Origin of the sequence: Hasllibacter halocynthiae, assembly GCF_003003095.1 — a bacterium.
GTDB classification, from domain to species: domain Bacteria; phylum Pseudomonadota; class Alphaproteobacteria; order Rhodobacterales; family Rhodobacteraceae; genus Hasllibacter; species Hasllibacter halocynthiae.
Window position 1 is genome coordinate 636,254 of sequence record NZ_PVTT01000002.1, and the last position, 17,446, is coordinate 653,699.

Below are 17,446 nucleotides of genomic sequence, written 5' to 3' on the forward strand. Positions count from 1 at the left end.
GGCTCGCCGGGGGCCGCAACGGGTCTGGCGCGTCATTCCGCCGCCATGGGCGCCCGGGCCCCGCCGCCGCTCTCCCGCGCGGCCCCGTCCGCCTCCGCGCCGTCCTCCTCCCCGCTCGGGCGAAAGCCCACGAGGACCCCTCCGCGCGGCAGCGCCACCGTCCGCACCCGAAGGTCCGACCCCTCCGCCCGGGGTACGGCGCCCTGCCAGCCCCGCCGCGCGCCGGGGGCGAGGGCCGCGTCGAGCGCGCGCCAGGCCTCCTCGTCGCCGCCGCGCGCGCGCCAGGTCAGCCGGGCCTGCGACAGGCAGGCGTCGCCCAGCGTCTGCCGCGGATCGGTCCCCCAGAGGCGCGCATAGGCGGCGTTCGACAGCACCAGCACGCCCTGCGCCGAGAAGACCGCGACCGCCTCGTCCAGGCTGTCGGCCACCGCCTGGCCCAGCTCCAGCTCGGCGCGCAGCAGGCGGATCGTGTCGACCGAATCGCTCACGTCCTCGATCAGCAGCGCGGCCGCCCCGCCCGGATGGGGCCGGCCCGAGACGCGCCAGCTCCGCCCGTCGGGCAAGTCCCAGCTCTGGAGGAGCGTGCCGTCCCGCGCGCCGGCCTCCAGCCGGGCGATCCCGTCGCGCCAGGCGCTCCAGTTGCGCGGCTCGGGCAGCACGCGCGCCTCGCGCAGCCGGTCCAGGAGGTCGGAGAGGCGCGGCCGCGCGATCAGCACGCCCGGCTCGATGCCCGTGAGGTCGGCGAAGGCGGGGTTGAACGTGGTCAGCCGGCCGTCCGCGTCGAACACCCCGAGGCCGACGGGAAGGTGCGCGAAGGTCTCCGTCAGCGCGCGGCTCACGCTGGCATCGGGGGCATCGGGGGCATCGGGGGCATCGGGGGCTTCGGGCGCCTTGCGGTGCCCCGAAGGCGCGCGCGCGGACGGCCGCGCCACCGGGCCGGGTCCTTCTCCGGCCACGTCGTCGGGCATTCCGACGGCCGCGTCGACGAGCGTTCCGTCGGGCGCTTCCGCGACCGCTTCGTCGGACGGCTCTCTCCGCGTTTCCCCCTGCGTTTCCCCCTGCGTTTCACCCGGCGTCGTTCCCCGTGCCGGCCCGTCCGCGGCGCCGGCGGCCCGCCGGGACCCCGGGGGCACGCCCGCCCGACCCGCCGCCGCCCGCGCGGCGAGCCGCGGCAGGCCGAAGCCCAGCGCGGCGCAGAGGAGCACGACGGCAAGCTCGACTGTGGTCACGCGGCGTTCCTCCTCTCGTCCCTATGGCGCCCGGCGGCGGATTCCCGGCCCGGGCGGCAAGGATGCCCGCCTGGGGTAAACGGCAGGTTAACGCACCGCGCGCTGCCCCGCACGCAACGGCTAGGCCACTGGATGGACGGGATTCTCGCCCAGCGCGGCCCCGGGTCCCTGGGCCGCGTCCAGCGCCCCCGGCGGCCAGCGCAGCGTCACCTCGGCCCCGCCCGGCCCGCCCCGCGCGCCGCGATTCGCGGCCTTCAGCTCCGCCCCCGTCCGCCGCAGGAGCGTCACCGCGATGAAGAGGCCGAGGCCCAGCCCCTTCGCGCCGGGCCGCCGCTTCGGGAACGGCTCGCCGATGTTGCCGATGGCGTGCGGCGGAAAGCCCGGCCCGTCGTCGCGCACCGTCACCGCGACGCCCGCGGGGCCGACCTCCTGCACGATCACGACCCGCGCCCGGGCGTGGTCGACCGCGTTCTCGACGATGTTGCGAAGCCCGTGCAGCAGCTCGGGGCGCCGCTCGACCAGGGGGTCGTCGCCGCGCGCCTCGAAGCGGATGGCCTTGCCGCGCCCCTCGTGCGGGGCCGCGGCCTCGCGCAGCACGGCCGAGAGCGGCGCGCGCCTGAGATGCCGGTCGTCCTTCCCCGCCCGGCCCATCGAGCGCAGGATCTCCGTGCAACGGTCGGCCTGCGCGGCGATCAGCTCCGCGTCCTCGCGGTGCGCGCCCTCCAGCTCCTGCGCGAGCTCGGTCGAGGCCAGCTTGATCGTCGCCAGCGGGGTGCCCAGCTCGTGCGCGGTCGCGGCGACCACGCCGCCCAGGTCGGTCAGCTTCTGCTCGCGCGCCAGCGCGGCCTGCGTCGCCAGCAGCGCCTCGGACATCGACCGCATCTCGCCCGTCACCCGCCGCGCGTAGAGGCCGAGGAACGCGATCCCCGTCAGGATCGCCAGCCACAGCCCGAAGGTGAAGAGCGGCTCGGCCCCGACCACCGTCCCGTCGGGCTTGCGAAGGGGCACGTAGGCCCATCGCTGCAGCGTGATCGAGACCGCCGCCACGGCCCCCACCAGAAGCGTCCAACGCAGGCGCAGCACCGTCGCGGCGATCGTCACGGGCGCGAGGATCAGCAGCGCGAAGGGGTTGCCCAGCCCCCCCGTGAGCGAGAGGAGGAACCCAAGCTGCACCACGTCGAAGAGGAGGATCGCCAGGATCTCGTCCTGCGTGAGGCGCTTGCCCTCGGGGTAGAACAGCGTCGCGAAAACGTTGGCCGCCACGGAGAGGCCGATGGCGAGGTAGGCCAGCTCCGCCGCGATCCCGAGGTCCAGGACCTCCTGCGCGACGATCACCGCCGCGAGCTGCCCGCCGATCGCCAGCCAGCGCAGCAGAACCAGCGTCCGAAGCCGGATCCAGGCGGGCGTGCGGAGGTCGAGGGCGAGGTCCGGCCCGTCCCTCGCCGCACCGGCGGTGTCGCGCGCGGTCGGCATGCGGATCGCTCCCAGGTTGCGCTTTCCTTTCGGTCAGCTAAGCCTACCTTGCCCCCCGGACCAGTGCGAACCGGAGACCGCAGCATGCGCGACGAGACCGAGGCGGATACGATGGCCCCCACGGGCGAGATCGGCCCTGATCCCTCGCTCCTTCTGGTGGACGACGACGCCGCCTTCGGCAAGCGCCTCCAGCGCGCCATGGAAAAGCGCGGCTTCGACGTCGAACTCGCCGAGAGCGTCGAGGAGGGCCGCGCCGCCGCCCGCCGCCGCCCGCCCGCCTACGCGCTCGTCGACCTGCGCCTCGCGGACGGCAACGGCCTCGACGTAGTCGAGGCGCTGCGCGAATGGCGCCCCGACTGCCGGATCGTCGTGCTGACGGGCTACGGCGCCATCGCCACGGCCGTCGCCGCGGTGAAGGCCGGGGCGGCGGACTACCTGCCCAAGCCCGCCGAGGCCGAGCAGATCGTCGACGCGCTCCTCGCGCCGCCCGACGGCGCGCCGCCCCCGCCCGAGAACCCGATGAGCGCCGACCGGGTCCGGTGGGAGCACATCCAGCGCGTCTACGAGCTCTGCGACCGCAACGTCTCCGAGACCGCCCGGCGCCTCGGGATGCATCGGCGCACGCTCCAGCGGATCCTGGCCAAGCGCTCCCCGCGCTAGCCGGAACTCCCTCCCACGCGGCGCCGGCCGCCCCGCTCGGGACGCGCGCCCGGCGGGTTCGCCAGGACCGCCGGACCGAACCGCTGCCCGCGGGAAGGGGGCTGCCCCTCCCGCAGGCGGCCGCGCCCTAGCGGGAGGGCGCGTTCGAGCCGATGAACCAGGCGTCCTTGTCGACCTGGCGCGAGACCTCGGTGAACAGGTCCTCCGTGTCGGCGTCGCCGGCGTCCGAGGACTCCTCGATCGCCTTGCGGATGCGCGCGCCGACGTCGGCGAAGCGCTCGGTCAGGGCCCGGACGTGGTCCTCCACCTCCACGAGGTCCGTGGGGTAGCGCTCCATCTCCCCGCGCGAGGCGGCGATGTCGACGGTGCCCTCGGCCACGCCGCCGATGATCTGGGCGCGCTCGGCGATCAGGTCCGCGCTCTCGCGGAGGCGCTCGACCACGTCGTCGAGCAGCTCGTGCACGCCGATGAAGCCGCGGCCCTTCATGTTCCAGTGCGCCTGCTTCACCGCGAGGCTGAGGGCGATCATGTCCGCGAGGCGGGCGTTCAAGAGGTCGATCACGGTCTTGCGGGTGTTGTCCTCAAGGCCGTGGACGAAGCGGGTGTCGAGGGGCATTCGGGGCCTCCTTTCGCGTACGTGTGCGTTCCGGGCGCCGGCCCGGAGGGCCCGCCCGCCCGGACCAATGCGCCGCCCCCCCGGGCCGGTTCCACCACGCAGGCGCCCCGTGCGGCTCCCCGTACGGCTCCCCGTGCGGCCCCGGCGTCGATCAGCGGCGGGCCATCAGGGCCTCCGCGCGGGCGAGGAAGGCGGCGCGCACCTCCGCCGGGGGGCGGGGCACCAGCGGGCGGCGGCGCAGGCCGTCGGCGGGCCGTCCGAAGAAGCGGCTGGCCTCGGCCTCCGAGAAGCCGGCGATGCGGACCGCCTCGAGCCAGGCGGAGGCCCTGTCGGCCGCCTTGATCGCGCGCTTGACCCGCGCGGGAAGGGCGGGGGGCAGCCCGAAGCGGATGTGGACGGCGGCCGTCAGGCGGGCGTCCATCTCGGCGTAGCCGGGGCCGACCGCGGCCTTCACGGGGCTGATCATGTCGCCGATCACGTATTCGGGCGCGTCGTGCAGCAGCGCGGCGAGCGGCCAGCGCGGATCGCCGTCCGGTAAGACCGCCAGCTCCTCCACGAGGAGGGAATGCTCGGCCACGGAATAGGGCCAGTCGCCGGAGGTCTGCCCGTTCCAGCGCGCCACGAAGGCGAGGCCGTGGGCGATGTCCTCCAGCTCGACGTCGAGCGGCGAGGGGTCGAGAAGGTCGAGCCGCCGCCCTGACAGCATCCGCTGCCAGGCGCGGGCGGGTCTCTTGGCGCGGGTCGCGGGCATGGGCGAAGGGTTAGCGCGGCGCGGGGCAGTTTCCATCCCGCGCCCGCGCCCTCGCCCGACGCCGCGGGTGGAGGCGCGGACCGGGGGCTGCTAAGGCCGGGCCGAACGGTCCCTGCCGGGCCGCCCCCGCCCTCTCTTCCCGAAGGACCCGACGACATGAGCACCGACCACGTCGTGAAGGACGTCGCCCTGGCCGATTACGGCCGCACCGAGCTGACCATCGCCGAGAGCGAGATGCCCGGCCTCATGGCCCTGCGCGAGGAGTACGGCGAGGAGAAGCCGCTGCGGGGCGCGCGGATCGTGGGCTCCCTCCACATGACCATCCAGACCGGCGTGCTGATCGAGACGCTCGTCGCCCTCGGGGCGGACGTGCGCTGGGCGTCCTGCAACATCTTCTCGACCCAGGACCACGCCGCGGCGGCGATCGCGGCGGCGGGCATCCCCGTCTTCGCCGTGAAGGGCCAGTCCCTGGAGGAGCACTGGGACTATCTCGACCGCTCGTTCCAGTTCCCGGACGGACCGAACCTGATCCTCGACGACGGGGGCGACGCGACGCTCTACGTCCTCCTGGGCGCGCGCGCCGAGGCGGGCGAGGAGATCATCCCCGTCCCCACCTCGGACGAGGAGGCCGTCATCAAGGCGCAGATCGCCAAGCGGATGGAGCGGTCCCCCGGCTGGTTCACGAAGATGAAGGACCAGATCCGGGGCGTGTCGGAGGAGACGACAACCGGCGTCCACCGCCTCTACGAGCTGCAGCGCGAGGGGCGGCTGCCCTTCCCGGCGATCAACGTGAACGACTCGGTGACCAAGTCGAAGTTCGACAACAAGTACGGCTGCAAGGAATCGCTCGTCGACGGCATCCGCCGGGCCACCGACACGATGATGGCCGGCAAGGTCGCCGTCGTCTGCGGCTACGGCGACGTGGGCAAGGGCTCGGCCGCGTCGCTGGCGGGCGCCGGCGCGCGCGTGAAGGTGACGGAGGCCGACCCGATCTGCGCGCTGCAGGCCGCCATGGACGGGTTCGAGGTCGTGCTGCTTGAGGACGTGGTCGGGGACGCCGACATCTTCGTGACCACCACCGGCAACAAGGACGTCATCCGGATCGAGCACATGCGCGCGATGAAGGACATGGCGATCGTCGGGAACATCGGCCACTTCGACAACGAGATCCAGGTCGCGTCCCTGCGCAACCACAAGTGGACGCGCGTGAAGGACCAAGTGGACATGATCGAGATGCCCTCGGGCTCCCGCATCATCCTCCTCTCCGAAGGGCGCCTCCTGAACCTCGGCAACGCGACAGGGCACCCCTCCTTCGTCATGTCGGCGAGCTTCACCAACCAGGTCCTCGCGCAGATCGAGCTCTGGCGGAACGGGGACGCCTACGGGAACGAGGTCTACGTCCTGCCCAAGCACCTCGACGAGAAGGTCGCCCGGCTGCACCTCGCGAAGGTCGGCGCCAGGCTGACGAAGCTCGACCCCGAGCAGGCGGCCTATATCGGCGTGTCCCCCGACGGGCCCTTCAAGCCGGAGCACTACCGTTACTGAGGGGGGCCTCTACGACCGAATCGGCGGCGGCTACGCCCGCCGCCGCCGGGCCGATCCGCGCATCGCCGCGCGCATCGAAGCCGCGCTGGGCGGGGCGCGGCGGGTTCTGAACGTCGGCGCGGGCGCGGGCTCCTACGAGCCCGCGGGGCGCGACGTGACGGCGGTGGAGCCTTCGGCGACCATGATCGCGCAGCGGCCCGAAGGGGCTGCGCCCTGCGTCCAGGCCTTCGCGGAGGCACTGCCCTTCGAAGACGGTGCCTTCGACGCCGCCATGGCGGTGCTGACGGTGCACCACTGGTCGGACCCGGCGAAGGGCCTCGCCGAGATGCGGCGGGTCGCGACCCGCCCCCTCGTCCTCCTGACGGCCGATCCGGCATTTCGCGGCCACTGGCTGCACGAATACTTCCCCGAGCTCGTCGCGCTGGACGACCGCGTCATGCCCCCGCTGGACTGGCTCGGGCACGCGCTGGGCGGCGCCCGGATCGAAGCCGTGCCCGTGCCGCACGACTGCATCGACGGCTTCCTCCATGCCAACTGGCGCCGCCCCGAGGCCTATCTGGACCCGGCTGTCCGGGCGGCGTCCTCCGGCCTGGCGACGACCGACACGGCGGAAGGGGTCGAGAGGCTCGCGCGCGACCTCTCGAACGGCACCTGGGAGCGGCGCTTCGGCCACCTGCGCAGCCGGGCGGAGCTGGACTGCGGATACCGCCTGGTGGTCGCGGGCTGATCGCCCGTCCGCCCCCTCGCGGGGGACCACGCCCAAGCAGAAGGCCCCCCGGATCGCTCCGGGGGGCCCTTTTTCGGCGGAGTCGGCCCCTGGGGGCCGGCCTCTCGCTTAGATCAGTCCGCGTCCAGCGCGGCGGCCGGCAGGATGCGGATCTCCACGCGGCGGTTCTCCTCGCTGCGCTCGTCCTCGCCCGCCTCGACCTCGGATGCGTCCTCGCCAAGCGAGCGCACGACGATCTGCGAGGGATCGACGCCCATGTCGATCATCGCGGCCCGGACGCTCTCGACCCGGCGCTGCGAGAGGTCGAGGTTGTAGTCCGCGTCGCCGATCGGGCTGGCATAGCCGATCAGGATGGCGGTGCTGTCGTCGGTCATCACGTCGACCGCGTCGGCGACGTTCTGGCGGCCCGTGTCGGTCACGACGTCGCTGTCGAAGCCGAACTCGACCTCCTCGACGGCGAGCGCGTCGACCGCCGCGATGGCCCGGTCGGCGTCCTCGGCGGTGATCTCGACCTGCGGCTCGCCGGCGGCGGTCACGTCGATCTGCGGCTCGCCCTCGTCGATGGTCTCGACGTCGGCGGTGTCGGCGGTGTTCACCGTCACCTCGGGCTCGGCCAGGTCGGCGGTGACGACGGCCTCCTCCTGGGTGACGGCGACGGTGGCGTCGGCCTGCTCGACGTTCACGACCGGGTCGGGCTGGTTGACGTCGACCGTGGGCTGGCCCTGCTGGACCGACACCTGCGGCTGTGCCTCCGCCACGTTCACCTGCGGCTCAGCCTGGTCGACCGTGACCTCGGGCGCGCGCTGGGTCACGTTGACCTCGGGCGGCTGGTAGTCGACGTCGACCTCGGGTTCGGCCTGGCCGACGGTGACGATGGGCTCGGCCGGGGTGACGGTCACCTCGGGCTCGGGCTGCACCACGGCGACCTCGGGTTCGGGCTGGTTGACGGTAATCGTCGGCTCGGGCTGGACGATCTCGATCTGCGGCTCGAATTGGCGGATGGTCACGGTCGGCTCGTCCTGGGTCACGGTGACCTCGGGCGCGGTCTGCGTGACCTCGATCTCGGGCTGGGCCTGCGTCACGCGGATCTGCGGCTCGGGCTGGACGACCTGGACCTGCGGGGCGGGGCTGTCCACCTCGACGTTGGCCGGGGCCTGGGTCACGTCGATGTTGGGCTGGGCCTGCTGAACGTCCACGTTGGCGGGCGCCTGCTCGACCGTGATCTCGGCCGGGCGCTGGGTGACGCCGATCTCCGTCGCGGCCTGCTCGATGGCGACGCGGGCGGCGGCCGGGGTCACGGCGACGCGGGCCGGGCGTGCCTCGACCTCGATGGTGGAGGCGCGCGCCTCGTCCACGTCGGCGTCCGACAGGGCGCCGGCGGCCTGCGCCGCGGCGATCGTGTCGTAGATCTTCGCCTGGTCGGTATAGCCCTCGATCGAGAGGCCGGCATCGGCCAGGTACTGCTGCGCGCCCAGCAGGCGCACGTAGCACACCCCGTCCGAGACGTTGACGGCCGCGTCGTCGGCGGCGGCGATCAGCTGCTCGAACTCGGGCGCGAGGTCGGTGTACTCGTCCTCCGAGCGGATCGTGTCGCGCAGGGCCGCGACCTCCGCCTGGCAGGTCAGCCGGCTCTCCTCGTCGGGGTTCGTGACGGTCTCGGGCTCGGAGGTCTGCGCGGCCACGGCGAGGGGCGCGGCGGCGATCATGGCCGATACGGCGGCGGACGCCATCAGACGTGCGATGGAGCGGTTCATTCGATGATCTCCCGGTTGGCTGTTGCGTATGTTATGCTTGATCACCGGCGCCGTGTGCCGGGCGCCGTCGGCCGATGAACGCGCAAGGGGGGAGGGGATGTTCCCTGTTCCCGCCCATGGCCGGCCGTCTTCCGCTTGCTGGCCGCCGCCCCCGTCCTAGCCTCTCGTGCGCAACCCAAGGGCGAGGGACCCATGAGCAAGCGCGAAGAGCACGTCGAGAAATATGCCAGGGACCTGCGCGAGAAGGTCGGGATCGAGCCGGACCTCGACCTTCTGCGCGAGGTCACCATCGCCTGCGGCCCGTCGATCTACCGCCGCGATAGCGAGACGGTGTCGACCTCCGACACGGGCGAGCTGGACGCCGTCAGGGACGACTTCCTGATCGGCAAGCTGGGACTGCCGGACGACGAGCATCTCATGGGCGGCATCCAGCAGGCGATCCGCACCTATGGGCGCGACAACCGCTCGAAGTACCGGCCGGTGCTCTACTACCTCCTCGTCAAGCATTTCGGGAAGGAGGGCGCGTTCCGCTGATCAGGGCGGCCGAACGGGAACGGCCCCGTTTGTTTCCCGATCCGGCCCAATCCTCGCCCCGAGGGTGGGGCAACTCCGCCCCGGGACGGTCGGGAGGACGGGACGGATGCCCGAGGCGCGGCACGAATCGAGGCTCGACACCTGGCGCGCCTGGATCGCGCTCGGCGCCGGCATGACCCTCACCCCGACGGCCGTGTCGGGCGCCGCGCCGCTGGGGGGCCTCGTCGATCCGGCCGTGGCGGTGCCCACGCTCCTCGGGGCGGTGGCCGCGGCCCTCCTCCTGCGGCCCTCGGGCTACGTGCTGGACGACCGGGCGCTGCGGATGCGGGCGCGGGGCCGCCGCGTCGAGTGGCCGCTGGAGGCGATCCGCCGCGTCGACATCGGCTGGGGCGCGGGCGGCCGCGAGGTCCACCTCGTCTTCTGTGGCGGCGCCGTGCGGCGCATCCCGCCGCGCATCCTGCCGGACACGCGCGTCTTCGCCGATCAGCTTCGGGCGCGGGGTATCGCCGTCGCGACCCTCTAGCGGCGGCGCCGGCCGGAACCCTCGGCGGCCCGCGCCGCTTAGTCCCTTCGGGGGGAACGCGATGGGCTCGTCGAAGCTTCTGGAGATGTTCCTCGCGCGCCGCGACACGCTGACGGACGCCGATCGCGCCGCCCTCGCCGCGATCCCCGTGGGCCGGCGGAGCTTTCCGGGCGGCGCGACCGTGATCCAGGCCGGACCCGCCCAGGCGACGTGCTGCCTTCTCGTGTCGGGCATGACGCTGACGTCCCACCCCCTCAGGGACGGCGGGCGCATCGTCGGCGCGCTCAACGTGCCTGGGGACTTCGTGGACCTGCCCAGCCTCCTACTCGAGCGGCTGGACCACGACGTGGTGGCCGCCGGGCCCATCACCATGGAGTTCGTCCAGGCCGACGCGCTGCGCGGAATCCTCGGGAAGGACGCGCATCTGACCCGCCTCCTCTGGCTCACGACGCTGATCGACGCCGCGGTGTATCGCGCCTGGCTCTTCGCGCGCACCACCTTGCAGGCCCCCGACCGGATCGCTCACCTCATGTGCGAGCTCCACGCCCGCCTCGGCGCGGTGGGGCTGGTCGAGGGGGACGGCTTCGCGATGCCGCTCGCCCAGAAGAAGCTGGCGGAGGTGCTGGGCTACTCGCCCGTCCACCTGAACCGGGCGGTGCAGGCGCTTCGTGCCGAAGGCCTCCTGATCTGGCGCGAGGGCCGCGTGACGCTGCCCGACCCCGCGGCCCTCGCGGCGCGCTGCGGCTGGACCGGCGGCTATCTCGAGCTGGTGCGGGCGGCGCGCTGACCGGCATGGATCAGGGGCAGGGCGGGCCCCCGCGTCAGCCGTCCCGCCCGCCCATGGCGTTGACGATGCGCCATTCCTCCTCGGTGACCTCCGAGACCGACAGGCGCGACTGCCGGACGAGCGCCATGTCCGCGAGCTCCTCGCGCGCCTTGATGTCGGCCAGGGTCACGGGGACGGGCATCGCCTCCACGGCGCGAAGGTCGACGCATTCCCACCGCTCGTCGTCCGTGGTGCTGTCGGGATGGGCCTCTGCGATGACCTCGACGATGCCGACCACGGCCTTCTCCGTCTGCGAATGGTAGAAGAACCCCAGGTCGCCCGCGCGCATCGCGCGCATGTTGTTGCGCGCGGCGTAGTTGCGGACCCCGTCCCATTCCTCGCCCGCCTCGCCCCTGGCGACCTGCTGGTCCCAGGACCAGGTCGAGGGCTCCGACTTGAAGAGCCAGTAGCGCATCTATTCCTCCTTCAGGGGGCGGCCCAGAAGCGCGCGCAGGGCGCCCGGCACGTCGGTCTCGCCGGCGACGAGGGCGGCGACGGTCGCGGCGATGGGCATCTCGACCCCCTCGCGACGCGCCACCTCCAGCGCGGCCTGCGCGGTCAGCGCCCCTTCCACCGTCACGCCCCCCTCCGGCGTCTCGCCCCGCCCGAGGGCGATCCCGTGGCGGAGGTTGCGCGAGAGGTCCGAGCCGCAGGTCAGCGCGAGGTCCCCCAGGCCCGACAGCCCCGTCAGCGTCGCGGGATCGGCGCCGAGGGCGACCGCGAGGCGCGTGGTCTCCGCGAAGCCCCGCGTCAGGAGGGCGGCGCGCGCCGACTCGCCCAGCCCCGCGCCGACGGCGGCGCCGCAGGCGATGGCGGTCACGTTCTTCAGCGCGCCCCCCAGCTCGACCCCCGTCACGTCGTCGGTCGAGTAGAGGCGGACGGTCGGCGCGGAGAGGGCGTCGCGAAGCCCCCCGGCATCCTCCCGCGAGGCGAGGGTCAGCGCCGTGGGCAGGCCCCGCGCGATGTCCGCGGCAAAGGACGGGCCCGAGAGGATCGCGGGCCGGGCGTCCGGCACGGCATCGGCGATGACGGCGGTGGGGCCGGCGAGGGTGCCGCGCTCGATCCCCTTGCAGAGGGCCACGACCGGCCGGCCGGCCAGGGCGTCCGCGTTGCCCTCCAGCGCCGTGCGCAGGTGCTGGGTCGGGACGGCGACGAGGACGGGAAAGTTGCCCATGGGCAATACCTTAACGGGCCATAAACGATCCGGCAGGCGCAGGCCCGGCAGCTTGCCGACGCTCTGGCGGGACCGCGCCATCCCCTCCGCGCCGGAACGGGCCACGAGGGCGACGTCGTGGCTGCGGGCGAGGGCGATGGCCATGGCGGTGCCGAAGGCCCCCGCGCCGAGCACGGCGATCATGCCTTGGCCCCCCTCTTGCCCGATCCCAGCATGGGCGCCGCCGCCTCGTCGAGCGGCCAGCGCGGCCGCGCGGCGAGCGTCAGGTCGTCCCGCCGGCCCTGCCGCAGCGCCTCGATCCCCGCCCAGGCGATCATCGCGCCGTTGTCCGTGCACAGCGGCGGCGGCGGGGCGGCGAAGGGCGTGCCGGCCTCGGCGGCGACCCCCTCCAGCGCGGCGCGGATCGCGCCGTTGGCCGCGACGCCCCCCGCGACGGCGAAGGCCGTCACGGGGCCCGCGGCGCGAAGGGCGCGGCGCGACTTCTCGGCCAGGACCTCGGTCACCGCAGCCTGGAACGAGGCGCAGAGGTCGGCGCGGTCGCCCTCGCGCAGCGCGCCGTCCGGGGCGAGGTCGCCGCGCGCGCGCAGCACGGCCGTCTTGAGGCCCGAGAAGGAGAGGTCGCACCCCTCGCGGCCGAGGAGGGGGCGGGGCAGGGCGATGCGGGGCGTGCCGCGCGCGGCCTCGCGCTCGACCGCCGGGCCGCCGGGCATGGGAAGCCCGAGGAGGCGGGCGGTCTTGTCGAAGGCCTCGCCGGGCGCGTCGTCGATGGTGCCGCCGAGGCGGCGGTGGTCGCCCTCGCCCCGCACGAGGAGGAACTGGCAGTGCCCCCCCGAGACGAGGAGCATCAGGTAGGGAAAGGAGAGGCCGTCCGTCAGCCGCGGCGTCAGCGCGTGCCCCGCGAGGTGGTTGACCCCGACGAGCGGCAGCCCGGCCCCCGCGGCGATGCCCTTGGCCAGCATCACCCCGGCGACGACCCCGCCGATCAGGCCGGGCCCCGCGGTCACCGCGACCGCGTCGACGACGCGAAGGCCGCGCCCCTCCAGCGCCTTCTCCACCGTCAGGTCCAGCGCCTCGGCATGGGCGCGGGCGGCGATCTCGGGGACGACGCCGCCGAAGCCCTCGTGCAGCGCGTCCTGCCCGGCGACGACGTTCGAGAGGATGACGGGCGCCGCGCCGGGGACGTGCCGGACGAGGGCCGCGGCGGTGTCGTCGCAGGAGGCCTCGATGCCGAGGACGGTGAGGGGGGCGTTGCGGAAGTCCACGCGGCGGCGGTAGCACCGCCCGGAATGCCGGTCCATGCGGAGAAGCCTTGCCCGATCTGCTGAACACCCGCGAGGGCGGGGACGGCCCGAGGCTGGAGCGGGCGTTCCGCGCCCTCGCCCCCGGCGGCTGGAGGGCGGTGCCCTGCCCGCTGATCGGCTTTCGGCCGACCGGCGGCGTCCTCGTGCCTGAGGGGGCGGTCCCGGTCTTCACCAGCGCGAAGGGCGTGCGGTCCGTCCCCGGGGGCGCCGGCCCGGCATGGGGGGTGGGCCCGCACACCGCGGAGGTCGCGCGCGCGGCCGGTTGGGACGCGCGGGAGGGGGAGGGCGACGCGGCCTCGCTCGTCGCGGCGATCCTGCGGGCGCCCCCCGTGCCGGGGCCGTTCCTCCACGTCCGGGGGCGCCATGCGCGTGCGGAGGTGGCCGCCCTCCTGCGCGGCGGCGGCCGCGAGGCGTCGGAGGTGGTGGCCTACGACCAGCCCCTCCTCGAGCCGCCGGAGGAGGCGCGCCGCGCGCTCCGGGGGGCGGCACCCCTGGTGGTGCCGCTCCTGTCGCCGCGGGCGGCGGCGCATTTCGCGGCCCTTGCGGGGAACGCCTGCGCGCCCTTGCACATTGTGGCCCTGAGCAGGGCCGTGGCCGAGGCCTGGGGCCGCCCCGTGGCCGCCGTCGCGGACCGGCCCGAGCTGGCGTCGCTCGCCGAGGCCGCGGCGCCGCTTCTTGTGGGCGGGGCGGGGGGGCGGTAGCACGGATCGGGGCCGCGGCCGGCCCGCGGACGGGGGGATCGAGAAGGCATGGCGCGAAAGAGGAGCCGCTCGGCGAAGGCCGGCACCCCGAGGATAGACCCTTCGGCCGAGGAGGCCGAGGTCGTCGACGCGGGGGCCGCGGGCCCCGATGGGCCCGTGGAGGGCGCGTCCGAGGTCGAGGCGACCCCCGACGCCGACCCGGGCGAGGGGCGGGCGCCGGAGGAGGTCGGCGCCTCCGAGGTGGAGGCCGTGCCGGACGCCGCTACGGACGAGGGCGACGCGCCCGAGGGCCCGCCCCAAGGTCTGCCCCGAGGTCTGGCGGAGGAGGGTGACCCCGCGTCCGCCGGCGACTTGGTGCCGGTGGGGGGCGATCCCCGCACGGAGCGGGAGCCGCCCCACGAGGGAAGCGGCCCAGTCATCGGCATCGCGCCCGACGAGGCCGCCGCGCTGCCCCCGCCGGAGACGACGCCGGGGGCGGCCGGGGCCGATGCGTCCGGGGACGACCCTCTGGACGGCCCGCGCGTCACGCAGGCCGGCGAGGACGGACGCGATCCCGGCCCGGCGGCCGCGCCGCCCGCCGGCCCCCCGCCTGAGCCTGCGGGCCGGAGCGGCGGCGGCGGGTTCGGCTCCGCCTTCCTCGGCGGGCTGATCGGTGCCGCGCTCGCCCTCGCGGGGGGGTGGCTCCTTCTCGAGGAGCGGGGCGAGGGCCGGACGCTCGCCCTGGCGGAGGACCGGATCGAGACGCTGGAGGCCGCGCTCGCCGCCCAGGAGGGCGAGGTGGAGGATCTGCGGGCCGATGCCCTCGTCCTCTCCGACGCGGTGGAGGCCGCGGCCGCCGCGCCCGAGCCCGACCCCCGGATAGCGGTCCTGCTCGGCCGCGCCGCCGCGCTAGAGGAGGGAGCGGCGGGCGCCGAAGGCCGCATCGCGGCGCTGGAGGACGGCGCGGCGGGCACGGAGGGCCGCATCGTGGCCATGGAGGAGGGCGCCGCCGGCACGGACGGGCGGCTCGCGGAGGTGGAGGCCGCGCTCGCGGGGCGGCTCGACGCGCTGGAGGCGACGATCGGCGAGCTCGCCGCCGCGCCCGTGGCGCGCCCGGGCGACGCGGCGGACGCCTCTCTCGCCGATCTCGAAGGGGATGCCGCCCTCGCCAGCGCGGGCGCCGTGGCGCAGCTTCGCGGCACGGTCGGCGACCTGCGGGACGAGCTGGAAGGCCTTCGGGAGCGTGCCGGCGGGACCGACTCGCGCCTGGAGGACCTCGGCGGGCGGGTCGACCGGACGGCCGAGCGGCTCGACGGGCTCGGCGCGCGCGTGGAGACGGCCGAAGGCCGCTTGGACGACCTCGGGGGGCGCACGGACGAGGCCGAGGGGCGGCTGGACAGGCTGGACGGGCGCCTGGGGGGGCTCGGCGAGCGGCTGGAGGGGGCGTCGGGCCGTCTCGACCGGGTCGCCGGCACAGCGGACGAGGCGCTGTCGGGGGTCGAGGCGATCCGCGCCGACATAGCCGGGCGCGAGGCCGCGATCACCGCGGAGGCCGACCGGCAGCGTCGACAGGCCGAGGCCGCCGCCCGCGCCGCCGAGGCGCGCGCCGCGCTGGGGCGCGTCGAGGCGGAGCTGGTCGCCGGCAGGCCCTATCGCGAGGCGCTGGCCGATCTGCGCGCGCTCGCGGCGGTTCCCGTGCCCGAACCCCTGGAGCGGAACGCGAGCACCGGCGTCGCCACGCTGACGACCCTGCGGCAAGGCTTCGCGCCCGCCGCCCGCCGCGCGCTCGCGGCGGCGCCCACGCCCGAGGGCACGAGCCCCGCTCTGGGCTTCCTCTCGCGCCAGATCGGCCTGCGCTCGGTCGAGCCGCGGCCCGGGACCGACCCCGACGCCGTCCTCAGCCGCGCGCAGGCGGCGGTGGACGACGGCGACATCGCGCGCGCCCTGCGGGAGATCGGGGCGCTGGACGGCGGCGTGCGCGCGCCCCTCGCCGCCTGGGTCGGCCTCGCGGAGGACCGGGTCGCGACGCTGGCTGCGGCGGAGGAGATGTCCTCCGCCATCGGAATCCAATAGGAAGGGCCGCGGATGCTCTGGTCGCTCGTCAAGATCCTCCTCTTCATCGGGGTCGTCCTCTTGCTGACATACGCCGCCGGCTGGCTGACGCAGGCCGAGGGGGGGATGATCGTGGCCTTCGCGGGCTACGAGGTCGCGCTGGGCCCGTTGCAGGCGGCGATCGCGCTGCTGCTGCTCGCGTTGGCGCTGTGGCTGATCTTCAAGCTCGTCGGGCTGCTGGCCGCCACGGTGCGCTTCCTGAACGGGGACGACACCGCGATCAGCCGCTACTTCGACGGCAACCGTCAGAAGAGGGGCCTCGACGCCGCGGAGGCGACGCTGATGGCGATGGCGTCGGGCGAGGGCAGGCAGGCCGTGGCCAGCGCGCAGAAGGCAGAGCGGCTGCTGAACCGGCCGGCGCTGACGGGCCTGCTGACGGCGCAGGCCGCGGAGGTCGCGGGCGACCGCCGCCGCGCCGAGGACGCCTATCGCCGCCTGATCGAGATGGACCGGACGCGCTTCGCGGGCGTGCGGGGCGTGATGCGCCAGCGACTTCTGGAGGGCGACGTCGCGACGGCGCGGAAGCTGGCGGACCGGGCCTTCGAGATGCGCCCCCGGAACGAGGAGGTGCAGGACACGCTCCTCAAGCTGCAGACGGCGGAGGGCGACTGGGCCGGCGCGCGGCAGACGCTGGCCGCGAAGCTGCGCGCGGGAAACATGCCGCGCGACCTGCACACCCGCCGCGACGCGGTCCTGGCGCTGGCCGACGTCCGGGGGGTCCTGGAGGGCGGGATCGGCGAGCGGGAGGCCGCGATCGAGGCGAACCGCCTCTCGCCCGACCTCGTGCCCGCCGCGGCCGCCGCGGCGCGGGCCTACATCGCGGACGGCAAGCCGAAATACGCGGTGCGCGTTCTTCGCCGGGCCTGGGAGGCGCAGCCCCATCCGGACCTCGCCGCCGCCTTCGCCGAGATCGCGCCGGACGAATCCCCGCAGGAGCGGATCAAGCGCTTCCGCGTGCTGACGGCCGCGCGGCCCGAGCACCCGGAGACGCGGATGCTCCTGGCCGAGCTCTACCTCGCGGCGGAGGATTTCCCGGCCGCGCGCCGGGCCCTCGGGGATCTGCCGACGACCGGGCCGACCGCGCGCAGCCTCACCCTCATGGCGGCCATCGAGCGAGGCGAGGGCGCCTCGGACGCGGTGGTGCGGGCCTGGCTGGCGCGGGCGGTGACGGCGTCCCGCGGGCCGCAATGGGTCTGCGACGTGTGCCACACGATCCATGCCGAGTGGCAGCCGGTCTGCGAGAACTGCGGCGCCTTCGACAGCCTCGCCTGGACGGTGCCGCCGCAGGCGGAGATGACCCTGCCCGGCGGGGCGGGGATGCTGCCCCTGCTGGTCGGCGCGCCCGAGGATGCCCCCATGGGCGAGACCGGCGAGACCGACGCGCTGATACGGGGCCCGGAGGTGGTGGAGACGGCGGACGACGCCGGGATGCCGCCCCCGGGCGGCCCGGGGGCCGCACCGGCCGAGGAGGTGGGCGACCCCCCGCCGCAGGAGCCGGCCAACCCCGCCCCGGGCGAGACGCGGACCGGGTGAGATGGCCC

General features: G+C 75.0%; 17 protein-coding genes. 9 read left to right on the forward strand and 8 right to left on the reverse strand.

Annotation, left to right across the window (positions count from 1 at the left end):
* Positions 1 to 32 precede the first annotated feature (32 nt).
* Both BCF33_RS09980 and BCF33_RS09985 read right to left on the reverse strand, forming a co-directional pair.
* A complete protein-coding gene (locus BCF33_RS09980; protein WP_158259404.1) occupies positions 33 to 839 on the reverse strand; it encodes a PAS-domain containing protein in 807 nt (268 codons plus the stop codon).
* A gap of 510 nt (positions 840 to 1,349) precedes the next feature.
* Positions 1,350 to 2,702: an ActS/PrrB/RegB family redox-sensitive histidine kinase gene (locus tag BCF33_RS09985; RefSeq protein ID WP_106160784.1), complete on the reverse strand. Its 1,353-nt coding sequence runs from the start codon at positions 2,700 to 2,702 to the stop codon at positions 1,350 to 1,352.
* 84 nt (positions 2,703 to 2,786) lie between these two features.
* Here BCF33_RS09985 and BCF33_RS09990 point away from each other — a divergent pair, with 84 nt between their 5' ends.
* Complete coding sequence (locus tag BCF33_RS09990; protein ID WP_211292377.1) at positions 2,787 to 3,362, forward strand: ActR/PrrA/RegA family redox response regulator transcription factor; 576 nt, start codon at positions 2,787 to 2,789, stop codon at positions 3,360 to 3,362.
* Positions 3,363 to 3,489: 127 nt separating this feature from the next.
* On the opposite strand, the gene dps is transcribed toward BCF33_RS09990, so the two are convergent.
* Positions 3,490 to 3,978: a DNA starvation/stationary phase protection protein Dps gene (gene dps / locus BCF33_RS09995; protein ID WP_106160785.1), complete on the reverse strand. Its 489-nt coding sequence runs from the start codon at positions 3,976 to 3,978 to the stop codon at positions 3,490 to 3,492.
* A gap of 151 nt (positions 3,979 to 4,129) precedes the next feature.
* Positions 4,130 to 4,729, reverse strand: a complete 600-nt coding sequence (locus tag BCF33_RS10000) for an HD domain-containing protein (protein WP_106160786.1) — start codon at positions 4,727 to 4,729, stop codon at positions 4,130 to 4,132.
* Positions 4,730 to 4,885: 156 nt separating this feature from the next.
* On the opposite strand from BCF33_RS10000, the gene ahcY reads away from it, so the two are divergent.
* On the forward strand, positions 4,886 to 6,274 hold the full coding sequence (gene ahcY / locus BCF33_RS10005) for an adenosylhomocysteinase (protein ID WP_106160787.1): 1,389 nt from the start codon (positions 4,886 to 4,888) through the stop codon (positions 6,272 to 6,274).
* Between the two features lie 106 nt (positions 6,275 to 6,380).
* Positions 6,381 to 7,001 carry a class I SAM-dependent methyltransferase gene (locus BCF33_RS10010; RefSeq protein ID WP_281260022.1) on the forward strand — a complete coding sequence of 207 codons (621 nt, stop codon included), beginning with the start codon at positions 6,381 to 6,383 and terminating at the stop codon, positions 6,999 to 7,001.
* Positions 7,002 to 7,114: 113 nt separating this feature from the next.
* On the opposite strand, the gene BCF33_RS10015 is transcribed toward BCF33_RS10010, so the two are convergent.
* The gene (locus tag BCF33_RS10015; RefSeq protein ID WP_106160789.1) at positions 7,115 to 8,755 is read right to left on the reverse strand and encodes an OmpA family protein; all 1,641 of its coding nucleotides are present in this window, start codon (positions 8,753 to 8,755) and stop codon (positions 7,115 to 7,117) included.
* Between the two features lie 192 nt (positions 8,756 to 8,947).
* On the opposite strand from BCF33_RS10015, the gene BCF33_RS10020 reads away from it, so the two are divergent.
* The 3 genes from BCF33_RS10020 to BCF33_RS10030 all read left to right on the forward strand — a co-directional run bounded on the left by BCF33_RS10020 (position 8,948) and on the right by BCF33_RS10030 (position 10,599).
* The gene (locus BCF33_RS10020) at positions 8,948 to 9,289 is read left to right on the forward strand and encodes a DUF2853 family protein (protein WP_106160790.1); all 342 of its coding nucleotides are present in this window, start codon (positions 8,948 to 8,950) and stop codon (positions 9,287 to 9,289) included.
* 106 nt (positions 9,290 to 9,395) lie between these two features.
* Positions 9,396 to 9,812, forward strand: coding sequence for a hypothetical protein (locus tag BCF33_RS10025; protein WP_106160791.1), 417 nt, complete (start codon positions 9,396 to 9,398; stop codon positions 9,810 to 9,812).
* Positions 9,813 to 9,873: 61 nt separating this feature from the next.
* Positions 9,874 to 10,599 carry a Crp/Fnr family transcriptional regulator gene (locus BCF33_RS10030; RefSeq protein ID WP_106160792.1) on the forward strand — a complete coding sequence of 242 codons (726 nt, stop codon included), beginning with the start codon at positions 9,874 to 9,876 and terminating at the stop codon, positions 10,597 to 10,599.
* Between the two features lie 34 nt (positions 10,600 to 10,633).
* On the opposite strand, the gene BCF33_RS10035 is transcribed toward BCF33_RS10030, so the two are convergent.
* The 3 genes from BCF33_RS10035 to tsaD are packed head-to-tail and all read right to left on the reverse strand — an operon-like array spanning position 10,634 to position 13,110.
* A complete protein-coding gene (locus BCF33_RS10035; RefSeq protein WP_106160793.1) occupies positions 10,634 to 11,053 on the reverse strand; it encodes an EVE domain-containing protein in 420 nt (139 codons plus the stop codon).
* Complete coding sequence (locus BCF33_RS10040) at positions 11,054 to 11,995, reverse strand: NAD(P)H-dependent glycerol-3-phosphate dehydrogenase (RefSeq protein ID WP_106160794.1); 942 nt, start codon at positions 11,993 to 11,995, stop codon at positions 11,054 to 11,056.
* The gene (gene tsaD, locus BCF33_RS10045) at positions 11,992 to 13,110 is read right to left on the reverse strand and encodes a tRNA (adenosine(37)-N6)-threonylcarbamoyltransferase complex transferase subunit TsaD (protein WP_106160795.1); all 1,119 of its coding nucleotides are present in this window, start codon (positions 13,108 to 13,110) and stop codon (positions 11,992 to 11,994) included. Before tsaD ends, BCF33_RS10040 begins: the two co-directional genes overlap by 4 nt.
* Positions 13,111 to 13,121: 11 nt before the next feature.
* On the opposite strand from tsaD, the gene BCF33_RS10050 reads away from it, so the two are divergent.
* Genes BCF33_RS10050 through BCF33_RS10060 form a run of 3 tightly spaced genes read left to right on the forward strand, consistent with a single transcriptional unit; the run spans position 13,122 to position 17,438 of the window.
* On the forward strand, positions 13,122 to 13,814 hold the full coding sequence (locus tag BCF33_RS10050) for a uroporphyrinogen-III synthase (RefSeq protein WP_106160796.1): 693 nt from the start codon (positions 13,122 to 13,124) through the stop codon (positions 13,812 to 13,814).
* Between the two features lie 48 nt (positions 13,815 to 13,862).
* Positions 13,863 to 15,866 carry a hypothetical protein gene (locus BCF33_RS10055; RefSeq protein ID WP_106160797.1) on the forward strand — a complete coding sequence of 668 codons (2,004 nt, stop codon included), beginning with the start codon at positions 13,863 to 13,865 and terminating at the stop codon, positions 15,864 to 15,866.
* 12 nt (positions 15,867 to 15,878) lie between these two features.
* Positions 15,879 to 17,438 (forward strand): heme biosynthesis protein HemY, encoded by a 1,560-nt coding sequence (locus BCF33_RS10060; RefSeq protein WP_106160798.1) that lies wholly within the window; start codon positions 15,879 to 15,881, stop codon positions 17,436 to 17,438.
* Positions 17,439 to 17,446: the final 8 nt, after the last annotated feature.

What these genes read in the sequence shown, in the direction of transcription:
- BCF33_RS09985 (WP_106160784.1), bottom strand. Translation starts at nt 2,702, where the DNA reads ATGCCGACCGCGCGCGACACCGCCGGTGCGGCGAGGGACGGGCCGGAC.
- BCF33_RS09990 (WP_211292377.1), top strand. Translation starts at nt 2,787, where the DNA reads ATGCGCGACGAGACCGAGGCGGATACGATGGCCCCCACGGGCGAGATC.
- dps (WP_106160785.1), bottom strand. Translation starts at nt 3,978, where the DNA reads ATGCCCCTCGACACCCGCTTCGTCCACGGCCTTGAGGACAACACCCGC.
- BCF33_RS10000 (WP_106160786.1), bottom strand. Translation starts at nt 4,729, where the DNA reads ATGCCCGCGACCCGCGCCAAGAGACCCGCCCGCGCCTGGCAGCGGATG.
- ahcY (WP_106160787.1), top strand. Translation starts at nt 4,886, where the DNA reads ATGAGCACCGACCACGTCGTGAAGGACGTCGCCCTGGCCGATTACGGC.
- BCF33_RS10015 (WP_106160789.1), bottom strand. Translation starts at nt 8,755, where the DNA reads ATGAACCGCTCCATCGCACGTCTGATGGCGTCCGCCGCCGTATCGGCC.
- BCF33_RS10020 (WP_106160790.1), top strand. Translation starts at nt 8,948, where the DNA reads ATGAGCAAGCGCGAAGAGCACGTCGAGAAATATGCCAGGGACCTGCGC.
- BCF33_RS10025 (WP_106160791.1), top strand. Translation starts at nt 9,396, where the DNA reads ATGCCCGAGGCGCGGCACGAATCGAGGCTCGACACCTGGCGCGCCTGG.
- BCF33_RS10030 (WP_106160792.1), top strand. Translation starts at nt 9,874, where the DNA reads ATGGGCTCGTCGAAGCTTCTGGAGATGTTCCTCGCGCGCCGCGACACG.
- BCF33_RS10035 (WP_106160793.1), bottom strand. Translation starts at nt 11,053, where the DNA reads ATGCGCTACTGGCTCTTCAAGTCGGAGCCCTCGACCTGGTCCTGGGAC.
- BCF33_RS10040 (WP_106160794.1), bottom strand. Translation starts at nt 11,995, where the DNA reads ATGATCGCCGTGCTCGGCGCGGGGGCCTTCGGCACCGCCATGGCCATC.
- tsaD (WP_106160795.1), bottom strand. Translation starts at nt 13,110, where the DNA reads ATGGACCGGCATTCCGGGCGGTGCTACCGCCGCCGCGTGGACTTCCGC.
- BCF33_RS10055 (WP_106160797.1), top strand. Translation starts at nt 13,863, where the DNA reads ATGGCGCGAAAGAGGAGCCGCTCGGCGAAGGCCGGCACCCCGAGGATA.
- BCF33_RS10060 (WP_106160798.1), top strand. Translation starts at nt 15,879, where the DNA reads ATGCTCTGGTCGCTCGTCAAGATCCTCCTCTTCATCGGGGTCGTCCTC.